The following is a 12,368-nucleotide window of genomic DNA, read 5'->3' as shown; positions in this document are numbered from 1 at the left end:
GTAGACGTTACAGGTTACGCAGATTTCGCTAAAACTTCAGCAACCGCTTTCGCAACCTTATAGACATTATTCATGTTCAAACCAGCAACGCAGATACGACCACTACGAACGAGGTAGATTGCGTATTCTTCACGTAAGGTATCTACTTGTTCAGCCGTTAAGCCTGTGTAGCTGAACATACCTTTTTGATTCACAAGATAGCTGAAGTCACGTTCTGGCAATGCTTTGGTCAGCTCATCTCTTAAGATGCTGCGCATTTTAAGGATGCGCTCACGCATCTCTTTGACTTCGTCTTGCCATTGTTGGTTCAGTTCAGCGTCATTTAATACTTGATCCACTAACCATGCACCTGTTGTTGGTGGGCTAGAGTAGATACGACGAACCGTTGCTTTCAACTGACCGAATGTGCATTTTGCTGCTTCTGCATCGTCACAAACGAAAGTCAAACCACCAACACGCTCACCGTATAGAGAGAAGATTTTAGAGAATGAGTTACTGACGATGAAGTTTAAGCCAGATTGATCTAAGGCACGGATTGCATAGGCATCTTGTTCCATACCATCGCCAAAACCTTGGTATGCGATGTCTAGGAATGGAATCAAATTACCTTGTTTTAATACCGCAATCACTTGATCCCATTGCGCTGGATTCAAATCCGCACCTGTCGGGTTATGGCAGCAAGGATGTAACAACACAATGCTTTGTTCTGGCAATGTTTTTAGCGTAGACAACATGCCATCAAAATCGACACCACGCGTTTCAGCATCGAAGTATGGATAGAAATTACTTTTGATGCCTGCACCATTGAAGATGGCAACATGGTTATCCCAAGTTGGTTGGCTGACCCAAACTTCTGAATTTGGGAAATATGTTTTAAGAAAGTCAGCACCGACTTTCAATGCACCTGAACCACCCAATGTTTGAATCGTCGCAACACGACCTTGTTGAATTGCTGGGCTATTTGCGCCAAACAATAAGGCTTGAATCGCTTCACGGTAAGGTTTGAAACCTTCCATTGGAAGATAAAGCTTGGTTTGCGTATTCTTCGGTGCAATCCGTTTTTGCGCTTCGATAATGGTATCAAGCTGAGGAACGATGCTGTCTTCGTTATAGTACAAACCAATACTGAGGTTCACCTTTTCAGCGCGTGGATCAGCATTGAACTGTTCCATTAATGAAAGAATTGGATCGCCTGCATAAGGTGGGATATGTTGAAACATTAACAATGTCCTTTTATTCAACAAGGTGCATGGAGGTGTTTTTGAATGCCCAATAATGTACCAATAAAGTGCAGATGAAGCACTCTATTATTTGCATTTCTAGTGCAGTATTTACTTACAAAATCAGTCAAAGACCAACAGATTATCAGGATTGTCGACAATCAAGCTGTCATACCATCGTCGTAGAATAAAAAAGATAAAGTCAGCTTTGTAACAAGGATCAAAACAACATTGAGTTGATCGTGTTCTATAAGTTTTTGTTTTATTTGTTATTAATATTACTCTTGATTTGGTTGCTGATTTGTTTAGGCAGGGACTGCCACTGGTGAGGTTGTCCGAGACTTGATTTTTATTGTCGACAATCCTATTGCATTTTTGCTTATATTTCGTTATAAAATCATCAAAATGATAGAGATTGTTGACAATATGCAAGATACCCTTGTTCCACAAGCCATCAGCACAAGTCAGGGAAGAACACTGACGGAACACGTATTTAAGCAAATTCAGTCTGCGATTGTTTTGGGGCAGATTCCTGCGGGAAGTAAAATTTCTGAACCGGAACTGGCACGTGTGTACGGGATTAGTCGTGGGCCTTTGCGTGAAGCGATTCATCGCCTAGAAGGGCAGAAGTTGGTGGAGCGTACTGCACATATTGGCGCACGTGTTGTTTCTCTCTCGCTGCAACAGTTCCAAGAGCTGTATCAGATTCGTGCTTCTTTAGAAGGGTTGGCCTGCAAACTCGCTGCGCAACATATTGATAAAAAACAAATATTGGCATTGCGCGATGTATTGCGGTTGCATGCTGAGGATGAAAATTTTAAAGCAGGTAAAGGCTATTATTTACAAGAAGGGCAGGATGATTTCCATTACTGCATTATCAAAAGTAGTGGCAATAAGACCCTCGAAAAAATGTTGTGTGATGAGCTATATCACCTCATTCGCATGTATCGAATCCAGTTTTCAAATACCACTGATCGACCAAGCAAGGCTTTGGACGAACATATCCGCATTTTAGATGCGATTGCTGAAGGTGACGGTGAACTCGCCGAAATGCTGATGCACCGTCACATCAATGCATCCTACAAAATTGTTGAGCAAACATTGCTGCAAACTCAAGGAGAATATCAACATGGCTAAACAGTCTGCTGGTCAGCTATTCCGCGACGCGGTCGCACAAGAAAAACCATTACAAGTGGTGGGTGCAATTAATGCAAACCATGCTTTACTGGCAAAACGTGCAGGTTATAAAGCCATTTATTTATCAGGTGGCGGTGTCGCGGCAGGTTCGTTGGGCTTACCTGATTTAGGCATTAGCAACCTTGATGACGTATTGACAGATGTGCGTCGTATCACTGATGTTTGTGACTTACCATTATTGGTGGATGTGGATACGGGTTTCGGTGCATCTGCATTTAATATTGCACGTACCACCAAGTCGATGATTAAGTTCGGTGCAGCAGCGATGCATATCGAAGATCAAGTCGGTGCTAAACGTTGTGGTCACCGCCCAAATAAAGCAATCGTGACACAACAAGAAATGGTTGACCGCATCAAAGCAGCGGTTGATGCACGTACTGATGACAGTTTCGTAATCATGGCACGTACGGATGCTTTGGCGGTTGAAGGCTTACAAGCAGCGATTGATCGTGCAGGTGCATATATTGAAGCAGGTGCGGATATGTTATTCCCTGAAGCAATTACTGAATTGGCAATGTATAAGCAGTTTGCTGATTTGACCAAAGTGCCTGTATTGGCGAACATTACTGAATTTGGTTCTACGCCATTATTCACCACGGAAGAGTTAGCTTCTGCCGATGTCAGTATTGCTTTATATCCACTTTCTGCATTCCGCGCGATGAATAAAGCAGCAGAAAATGTCTATGAGACTTTACGCAAAGAAGGTACACAAAAGAATGTGGTGGACACCATGCAAACTCGTCAAGAATTGTATGAGCGTATTAACTACCATGCGTTTGAACAATATCTAGATGGAACTTTTGAAAAGAAATAAGTAATAAATCTCCCGCCCTTGCGGAACCATGTTCCTCATCTTTGAAAAAGAGGGGAATAACATAAATCTTAGATTGTCTAGGATGAATGTGAAGTCCCCCCTTTTAAAAGGGGGATTTAGGGGGATTTAGGGGGATTAGGGAATTTGCAAGTTTTAACCTAAAGATATAAAAAAAGGACAATCTTATGAGCAGTAATGAAACGCCAACAGGCTTCAAACCAAAAAAATCAGTTGCACTCAGTGGTCAAGTTGCTGGTAACACGGCATTGTGTACTGTAGGGCGCAGCGGCAATGACTTACACTATCGTGGCTATGACATTCTTGACCTCGCAGTGGGCAGCCAATTTGAAGAAGTGGCACACTTGCTGGTCCATGGCAAACTACCAAACAAAGCTGAGCTGAAAGCTTATAAAGCAAAATTAAAAGCATTACGTGGCTTACCTGCTGCACTTAAAACTGCGCTTGAGCAACTTCCACCTTCAGCACACCCGATGGACGTGATGCGTACTGGCGTTTCAGTTCTGGGTTGTTTAACGCCTGAACACGAAGATCACAACGAAGCGGGTGCAAAAGACATTGCTGATAAATTGATGGCAAGTCTAGGCTCAATGTTGTTGTATTGGTATCACTTCAGCAACAATGGTCGCCGTATCGAAGTCGAAACTGATGATGACTCGATCGCTGCACATTTCCTGCATCTACTTCATGGCGAAAAACCATCAGAGCAATGGATTGAAGCGATGCATACCTCATTGATTCTGTATGCAGAACATGAGTTCAATGCATCAACATTTACCTCACGTGTCGTGGCAGGTACAGGTTCAGACATGTATTCAGCAATTACAGGCGGTATCGGTGCATTGCGTGGACCAAAACATGGTGGTGCGAACGAAGTTGCGTTCGTGATTCAACAGCGTTATGACAATGCCGATGAAGCAGAAGCAGATATTCGTAGTCGTGTTGAAAAGAAAGAAGTGATCATCGGTTTTGGTCACCCTGTATATACCATTTCTGATCCACGTAACGAAGTGATCAAGAAAGTGGCTTATGATCTTGCTGAAGCGCAAGAAAATAACAAAATGTATTTGATTGCTGAACGTCTAGAAGCGGTGATGAAAGAAGTGAAGAACATGTTCCCGAACCTTGATTGGTTTAGTGCAGTGAGCTATCACTTGATGGGTGTTCCTACCGCTATGTTTACGCCATTGTTCGTGATTGCACGTACCGCAGGTTGGTCAGCGCATGTGATTGAGCAACGTCAAGACGGCAAGATCATTCGCCCAAGCGCGAACTATACAGGTCCTGAAAATCTAGAATTCAAACCTTTGGCGGAGCGCGGCTAATATGAATAACACACAATATCGTAAACCGCTGGCAGGTACCCAGCTCGAATACTATGACGTGCGTCAAGCCGTTGAAGATATTCAGTCAGGCGCATACGCAACTTTGCCGTATACCTCGAAAGTATTGGCAGAGCAATTGGTACGTCGTTGCGACCCAGCATTGCTCAACGATGCCTTAACTCAGTTAATCGAACGCCGTCAGGACATGGATTTTCCTTGGTATCCTGCACGTGTAGTTTGTCATGACATCTTAGGTCAAACCGCTTTGGTTGATCTCGCAGGTTTGCGTGATGCCATTGCGGAGCAAGGTGGCGATCCAGCGAAAGTCAATCCAGTGGTTCCAACACAATTGATTGTGGATCACTCACTTGCAGTCGAGTTTGGTGGTTTTGATCCTGACGCGTTTGAAAAAAACCGTGCCATTGAAGACCGTCGTAACGAAGACCGTTTCCACTTTATTGAGTGGACCAAAACAGCATTTAAAAATGTCGACGTGATCCCTGCGGGTAACGGCATCATGCACCAAATCAACTTGGAGAAAATGTCTCCAGTGATTCAGGCGCGTGATGGAATTGCATTCCCAGATACCTGTGTCGGTACAGATTCACACACACCACATACCGATGCGTTAGGTGTGATTTCGATTGGTGTCGGCGGTTTAGAAGCTGAAAATGTCATGTTGGGTCGTGCATCGTGGATGCGTCTACCTGACATTATTGGGGTTGAGTTTGTCGGTCAACGTCAAGCAGGCATCACTGCAACTGATATCGTTTTGGCGCTCACAGAGTTCTTGCGTAAAGAGCGTGTGGTCGGTGCTTACCTTGAGTTCTTCGGTGAAGGCGCAGACACCATGTCGATTGGTGACCGTGCGACCATTTCCAATATGACCCCAGAATATGGTGCAACTGCGGCGATGTTCTACATCGACCAAAACACCATTGATTATTTAACCTTGACAGGTCGTGAAGCTGACCAAGTCAAACTGGTTGAGCAATACGCTAAAGAAATCGGTCTTTGGGCATCGGATATGACCCAAGCACAATATCCACGTGTACTTCGTTTTGATCTTTCAAGCGTAACGCGCAACATCGCTGGTCCATCAAACCCGCATGCGCGTGTTTCTACGGCTGATTTGAAAGCCAAAGGCATTGCTGGTGTGGTTGAGCACCGTACTGATGGTTTGATGCCTGACGGTGCAATCATTATTGCTGCGATTACATCATGTACCAATACTTCAAATCCACGTAATACCGTGGCGGCAGGTCTATTGGCACGTAAAGCCAATGAACTTGGTTTAACACGTAAGCCATGGGTGAAGTCATCATTTGCACCGGGTTCAAAAGCTGCTGCGCTATATCTTGAAGAAGCGGGCGTACTGAAAGACCTAGAGAAACTTGGTTTTGGTATCGTGGCGTATGCATGTACGACGTGTAACGGTATGTCCGGTGCGCTTGATCCAGCGATTCAACAAGAAATTATTGACCGTGATTTGTACGCGACTGCAGTACTTTCGGGTAACCGTAACTTTGATGGGCGTATTCATCCATATGCAAAACAAGCATTCTTGGCATCGCCGCCACTGGTTGTTGCTTATGCGATTGCAGGAACGATTCGTTTTGACATCGAAACCGATTCACTTGGAAACGATAAAGATGGTAATCCAATTTACCTGAAAGACATCTGGCCATCGGATGCTGAAATTGATGCCTTAGTGAAAGAATCGGTCAAGCCTGAACAGTTCCGTAAAATCTACATTCCAATGTTTGATTTGGGTGTCAATGAACAAGCGGCAAGCCCATTGTATGATTGGCGTCCAATGAGTACTTATATTCGCCGTCCGCCGTATTGGGAAGGGGCATTGGCTGCGCCACGCACTTTATCCAATATGCGTCCACTTGCGATCTTGGGTGACAACATCACCACCGATCATTTGTCTCCATCGAATGCGATTGTACTCGACAGTGCTTCTGGTGAGTATTTGGCGAAAATGGGTGTACCTGAGGAAGATTTTAACTCATACGCAACCCATCGTGGCGACCATCTCACCACGCAACGTGCGACATTTGCCAACCCGAAATTGTTTAATGAAATGGTCGTTCGTTCAGACGGTACTATTAAGCAAGGTTCAAAAGCGCGTGTCGAGCCTGAAGGCGAAGTGATGCGGATGTGGGAAGCGATTGAAACTTACATGAATCGTAAGCAACCGTTGATCATCGTTGCGGGTGCGGACTATGGTCAGGGTTCTAGTCGTGACTGGGCTGCCAAAGGTGTTCGTCTCGCGGGTGTTGAAGCGATCGTGGCTGAAGGTTTTGAGCGTATTCACCGCACGAACTTAGTGGGTATGGGTGTTTTACCGCTTGAGTTTAAGCCAGGTGTCAACCGTAAGACCTTAAAGTTAGATGGTACTGAGCTTTATAGCGTGATTGGTAATATCTCACCACGTTCTGATCTGACTTTAGTGATTGAACGCTCGACGGCTGATGGTCGAAATGAAATCGTTGAAGTGCCTGTAACTTGTCGTTTAGATACAGAAGAAGAAGTTTCTGTGTATGAAGCAGGCGGTGTATTACAACGTTTTGCACAAGACTTTTTAGAAGGTCAAGTGGCTTGATTAAATATTAAAAAATAGCTTGATTTTTGTACAATAAAGCCATACTTTAAATATGGCTTTATTTTTAGGCCTTTATTTTTAGGCCTTTATTTTTAAATGATAAATGGGGACGTTAATGGATAAATATATTATTAATAAAAATGCTCAACCTAATGGAGATCATGAAGTACACAATGTCACAAGGGGGTGTAATTATCTACCAAATTTAGAAAATCAAATAGCTTTAGGTAATTTTTCTACTTGCCAGCAAGCTGTAGCTCAAGCTAAATCTAATTGGCCAAATAATAGAATTAATGGTTGTTATTGGTGTGCAACAGCATGTCATACATCATAACGTTGAGTTGATATTGTTGTGAAAAGATCCTACTTTAGAGTAGGGTCATTTATTTTTAGAGGCTTTAATGAGGTTTAAAGATAGAAATTTGAGAAGTATTGCTGAATGTATTATTGGAGATCAGAAATATTTTCCTTACAGAAGCAGCAGTTATATTACAGAGTTTTTTGATGAATGTGATTTATCTTATGTACATGATGGTACTACCAGATGGTGGTGGACATCAGAAAGATTAAAAGAATTATTAGAAGAGCCATGTCTTAATGATTCTTTACCAGATAGATTTATTCATGTTCTTAGAATATTAATGCATAAATCTGATGCGACAGAAGATGATCCTGAACGTATAAATGCCTTAATTGAATTAAATAAGCCTTTAAGTAGAGAAGGGTATGAGGCTTTTTATGGTATAGACAATAATTTATATATTAAAAATTTACATAACAATCAGACTATAAAACCTGTTGAAAATCCACATAGAATATTTTCTGAAATTGAAATTAAAAAAAGACAGCAATTAATAAGTTATTTGGACGTGTGCTCTGAGGATCAACTTATAGAAAATATATTACTACCATTATTTCGAATTTTAGGCTTTCAGCGAATTACTGTGGCTGGGCACAGAGACAAAGCACTCGAATATGGCAAAGATATTTGGATGAAGCTTATGCTACCAACACAGCATATAATTTATTTTGGTATACAGGTGAAGAAGGGAAAACTAGATTCTTCTGGTATGACAAAAACAGGTAATCACAATATTGCTGAGATATATAACCAAACAACAATGATGTTAGGACATGAAATTTTTGATCCAGAAACGAATAAAAGAGTTTTAGTTGACCATGCTTATATTATCGCTGGTGGTGAAATAACTAAAGCTGCACGAAATTGGTTGGGGGGTAAATTAGATGCAAATAAAAGAAGTCAAATAATTTTTATGGATAGAGAAGATATTTTAAATTTATTCACGGTTAACTCGATTGATGTTCCTGAAATAGTTTAGGTAATTGTTATTTTAACTTTTCCGCCACAACTACTCGTCAAAAAGGTCAATAAATAATCAATACTATCAAGTTATAGTATATGTACCATTTCTAAAATCTATGGAGAACAAAGATGGTGACTGCTGGCGAAAGACCCGGAACTGGTTTCTATTTTTGTGTCCAATGCGGACATCGCGCTTATTTAGAAATTGGTACTGATCGTTTACCTCCGTGTACCAAATGCCTTGGCAATCAATTCAACAGTAAGATTGCTTAAGCCGCAAACACCAAACAGTTATCCACTGTTTGAATAAAAGCCCTGTCACTTGATGGGGCTTTTTGTTACCTTAAAAACATGAAACAACAAGACCGATCATCGGCATCAAACAAGGAAAACCAATATGGAAACAATATTAGCTTTATGTATTGGCGTAGGCTTAAGTGCAGCCTGTGGTTTTCGAGTATTTGTTCCCTTATTGGTCATGAGTATAGCCACTCTAATGGGATGGTATGAACCCGCTAAAGGTTTTGAATGGTTGGCGATGCCCACCGTTTGTGCAGCGCTCGGTTTTGCGACGATCTGTGAAGTCGCGGCATACTATGTGCCATGGGTCGATAATCTGTTGGATACCGTCGCAACGCCTGCGGCAGTGATTGCTGGAACGCTGACCACGATGGCAGTAATTAGTGGAGAAATGTCTCAGTTTGCAACTTGGGCAGCCGCGATTATTGTTGGTGGTGGAACAGCAGGTGCAGTTCAGTTAAACACCGTCGCTTTGCGTGGAATATCTACAGCCACTACAGGTGGTTTAGGAAATTTTATGATTGCGACTGGGGAATTGATTGGCTCAATTTTATTGTCAGTTTTGGCTTTTGTGATGCCTGTGGCGATTACGGTATTGGTGATTGTTTTTGTTGTGGTGGCTGTACGTTGGGTGCGGGCAAACAAGCGAGAAAATATAAGCCCTTCATTGTAAGTTTATATATGGTGCGATGAATCTGGAGTTTATGGTCATTGCTGGAGTATTAGATAAATAAGCCGAAAATGTATCGAGCAGTGCCACAGTTTTTTTAAGATTTAATGCTAATCTTTTGAGAATAAAATTTCGACAAAAAGGGTTCTCATGAAAATTGTGGCGATTCAACCTGCATTATTAGTTGGACAAGTCGAAGCAAATTTAAAAAAGCTTGAACTACTGATTTTAGCGGCATATCAGGAGCATCAACCTGACGTTATCGTGCTGCCTGAGTCCATGACTTCCCCAAATGTTTATTCACCACTGGCATTGCAGACACCACAACCATTACAAGGCGAACCTTTACAACTATTAGTTCGATTAGCAACGCAGCTCAATGTCGTTATCACCGGCGGATTTGTTGCAATTCGAGATGGGCACGCCTATGGCACTTATATCTTGGTCGAGGCGAATGGTGACTATCATCTGCATGACAAAGATATCCCAACGGCATGGGAGCAAAACTTTTATCGTGGTGGTGTCGATGATGGCGTAGTCGATTCAACCACCTTGAAATGCAAAGTTGCTTTAGTATCAGGGTGGGAGTGGGCACGTTATGGTACTGCGAAACGCATCCGAGATCAGCGCGCACAATTGATTTTAGGCGGCATGTGTTGGTACTCCATGCCGATTAATTGGTATGGGGTGTTAGGTAAGTGGATGCGACACGAACATCAAATCTATAAACAACAAAGTGAAGCTTTGCCTGCCCAAATGGCACGTTTGACAGGCATACCTGTGGTGCATGCCGCACATGTAGGTGAGGTAATGAGTGATATGCCGCTGTTACCGCATGTGAAATGGTTAACTGAAATGGTGGGTGAGACTCAAATCTGCGATGCATCAGGCAAGGTGTTGGCACGGATGAGTTTGGAGGATGGCGAGGGCTATATTGCCGCCGAAGTTGAAATCGCTGAGCCGCAGCCTTTGGATCAAGTGCAGCCGCGTTACTGGATTCCAGACATGACCGTAACTTCAAAATTGGCGTGGCATCTAGGCAATCTTCATGGTGGCTTAATGTATCGACTCCGTCATCGTTTTAAAAAGTTTCCATGGCAAAAATAAGCATCAGCCCACTATTTTTGATTTTTAGTAACGCTGTACTTTCGGTGATCTTTCACTTAAAAACAAGCAATTAAAACCGTATCAATCAAGGTGATTTTTCTAAACTAACGCTCGAAAAATCACAGTGAAGCGAGTAAATTACACGCATATTTGATTTTGCGCTCAAGCTTATGGCAATCACTTGGATCTTGTTCACCCTTATGGCTGCATTTATGCAGGCTTGGCGCAATGCATTTCAAAAACAACTCAGCACCACCGTTGATGTGTATGGAACAACATTAGCGCGGTTCGTATTTGCTCCGATTTTTGCCTTTAGTTATTTAGCTTTTCTCTATTTCCACCAACCTGTTACTGCTGACGTGCATTTTTCCAATAAATTTTGGTTCTATGTAGTGATTGCCGGGATTAGTCAAATCTATGCCACAGCATTGATGGTCAAATTGTTTCAACAAAAAAACTATGCGATTGGGGTTGGACTGGCCAAAAGTGAAGCGATCTTGGCGGCCTTAGTCGGGGTACTGTTCTTACAGGAACATTTAAGCGTTTGGGGCTGGATTGGTGTTTCAATCGGCGCTATGGCGGTTTTTCTCCTGAGTAAAGGTCATCAGCAGGCCCAACTATCACTCAAAACCTTGTTAATTGGTTTAGGTAGTGGTTTATGCTTTGCGATTACGTCATTGTTGGTGCGCGAAGCCAGTTTAGAACTGGGCATGTTGCCATTTTTACATCGTGCAGCTTGGGTGCTGTGCAGTCTAATCAGTTTTCAATGCATCATTATGCTGTTGTATTTAGGTCTATTTAGTCGAAAAACCTTGTATAGCATGTGGCAACGACTCGGACTCACTTTTAAAGTCAGTGTCTGTAGCTTCCTTGCTTCATTAGGCTGGTTCAGTGCTATGAGTATGCAGACGGTGGCGATTGTTAAAACGCTGGGACAGGTTGAAATTCTATTTAGCTTATTGATTTCAGTATTTTTCTTTAAAGAGAAACTGGCAAGAACAGATCATCTCGGATTGTGGTTAGTTATTGTGGCGGCAATTATGGTGATTTGGGCCTAGTGTCTGTTTATCTTGGAAACATACCATTTCTCTAAGTCTTTTTTGATTAAAATTTCTATTAAATGTGGTTTATAGAGAATTTTAACTGTATTTAAAACTCAATAATGGTAAATAATTCTGATTTTAAAAATAAAGATGCAAAATTATTTCAAAACTGGCAAAAAATGACATTTTTTAGGAAAACAATCCCACACCGATCCCCCTAAACTATATCGCAAGGGTGTGAAAGGGATCGAAAAGAGTAGCATGCACCGAAGCTTATAAAGCAAGTGTGTACTTACCCAAAAGGTCTTGATTCGGCTTAGGACGCTATAAATCAAAAGTTTATAGGCAAAGGTTATGACTTACAAAGTCATAGGTGTTGAAGTAAACAACATGTTTTCCCTTAATACCCTTAAAAATTCTGCAAGACAACAATAAATAAGAAAAATAAAAAAAACCTCTCACTTTTCCTCGCTGCAAAGCTTCCCATCCTCCTCAATGACCATATCTAAGTGATTGATTGTCAATAATTTGCCGCTGACTAAACATCATGTGACATTTTAATAAGTTAAATATTTTCAATTGTTTAGCTCTCACTTCCTCAGTTTAAATGAAGGTACATTGATTGACAGGGTTATGTTGAGTTGTTAGTTTGGGCCTAACTTTGGCGGGCTGGGGATTTTTTACACTATTTATTTATGAGATGGCTCGCATCTGATAGATCTTTATAGGGGGATAGTTG

General features: G+C 42.0%; 11 protein-coding genes. 10 read left to right on the top strand and 1 reads right to left on the bottom strand.

Going from position 1 to position 12,368, the window contains the following annotated elements:
* Positions 1–14: 14 nt before the first annotated feature.
* Positions 15–1,220: an aromatic amino acid transaminase gene (locus EAH57_RS12920; protein WP_121930406.1), complete on the bottom strand. Its 1,206-nt coding sequence runs from the start codon at positions 1,218–1,220 to the stop codon at positions 15–17.
* A gap of 426 nt (positions 1,221–1,646) precedes the next feature.
* Between EAH57_RS12920 and EAH57_RS12915 the strand changes: the two genes are divergently transcribed.
* The 10 genes from EAH57_RS12915 to EAH57_RS12870 all read left to right on the top strand — a co-directional run bounded on the left by EAH57_RS12915 (position 1,647) and on the right by EAH57_RS12870 (position 11,644).
* The gene (locus EAH57_RS12915; protein ID WP_121930457.1) at positions 1,647–2,357 is read left to right on the top strand and encodes a GntR family transcriptional regulator; all 711 of its coding nucleotides are present in this window, start codon (positions 1,647–1,649) and stop codon (positions 2,355–2,357) included.
* Positions 2,350–3,231 carry a methylisocitrate lyase gene (prpB, locus tag EAH57_RS12910; protein WP_004667983.1) on the top strand — a complete coding sequence of 294 codons (882 nt, stop codon included), beginning with the start codon at positions 2,350–2,352 and terminating at the stop codon, positions 3,229–3,231. Before EAH57_RS12915 ends, prpB begins: the two co-directional genes overlap by 8 nt.
* 185 nt (positions 3,232–3,416) lie before the next feature.
* Complete coding sequence (gene prpC / locus EAH57_RS12905) at positions 3,417–4,574, top strand: 2-methylcitrate synthase (protein WP_121930405.1); 1,158 nt, start codon at positions 3,417–3,419, stop codon at positions 4,572–4,574.
* 1 nt (position 4,575) lies between these two features.
* Positions 4,576–7,185: a Fe/S-dependent 2-methylisocitrate dehydratase AcnD gene (gene acnD / locus EAH57_RS12900; protein WP_121930404.1), complete on the top strand. Its 2,610-nt coding sequence runs from the start codon at positions 4,576–4,578 to the stop codon at positions 7,183–7,185.
* Positions 7,186–7,300: 115 nt separating this feature from the next.
* On the top strand, positions 7,301–7,519 hold the full coding sequence (locus tag EAH57_RS12895; RefSeq protein WP_121930403.1) for a hypothetical protein: 219 nt from the start codon (positions 7,301–7,303) through the stop codon (positions 7,517–7,519).
* A 67-nt stretch (positions 7,520–7,586) separates the two neighbouring features.
* Positions 7,587–8,525: a hypothetical protein gene (locus EAH57_RS12890; RefSeq protein ID WP_121930402.1), complete on the top strand. Its 939-nt coding sequence runs from the start codon at positions 7,587–7,589 to the stop codon at positions 8,523–8,525.
* A 113-nt stretch (positions 8,526–8,638) separates the two neighbouring features.
* Positions 8,639–8,782 carry a zinc ribbon-containing protein gene (locus tag EAH57_RS12885; RefSeq protein ID WP_004667998.1) on the top strand — a complete coding sequence of 48 codons (144 nt, stop codon included), beginning with the start codon at positions 8,639–8,641 and terminating at the stop codon, positions 8,780–8,782.
* Between the two features lie 124 nt (positions 8,783–8,906).
* Positions 8,907–9,482 carry a DUF4126 domain-containing protein gene (locus tag EAH57_RS12880; protein ID WP_121930401.1) on the top strand — a complete coding sequence of 192 codons (576 nt, stop codon included), beginning with the start codon at positions 8,907–8,909 and terminating at the stop codon, positions 9,480–9,482.
* Positions 9,483–9,629: 147 nt separating this feature from the next.
* Entirely contained in the window at positions 9,630–10,586 is a 957-nt protein-coding gene (locus tag EAH57_RS12875) for a carbon-nitrogen hydrolase family protein (RefSeq protein WP_121930400.1), read from the top strand.
* A 170-nt stretch (positions 10,587–10,756) separates the two neighbouring features.
* Positions 10,757–11,644: a DMT family transporter gene (locus EAH57_RS12870; protein ID WP_121930399.1), complete on the top strand. Its 888-nt coding sequence runs from the start codon at positions 10,757–10,759 to the stop codon at positions 11,642–11,644.
* The last annotated feature ends 724 nt before the right edge of the window (positions 11,645–12,368 follow it).

This window comes from Acinetobacter sp. 2JN-4 (assembly GCF_003687745.1).
Lineage (GTDB): Bacteria > Pseudomonadota > Gammaproteobacteria > Pseudomonadales > Moraxellaceae > Acinetobacter > Acinetobacter halotolerans.
Note: the sequence above shows the minus strand (reverse complement) of the source record. Positions and strands in the feature narration are given on the sequence as shown.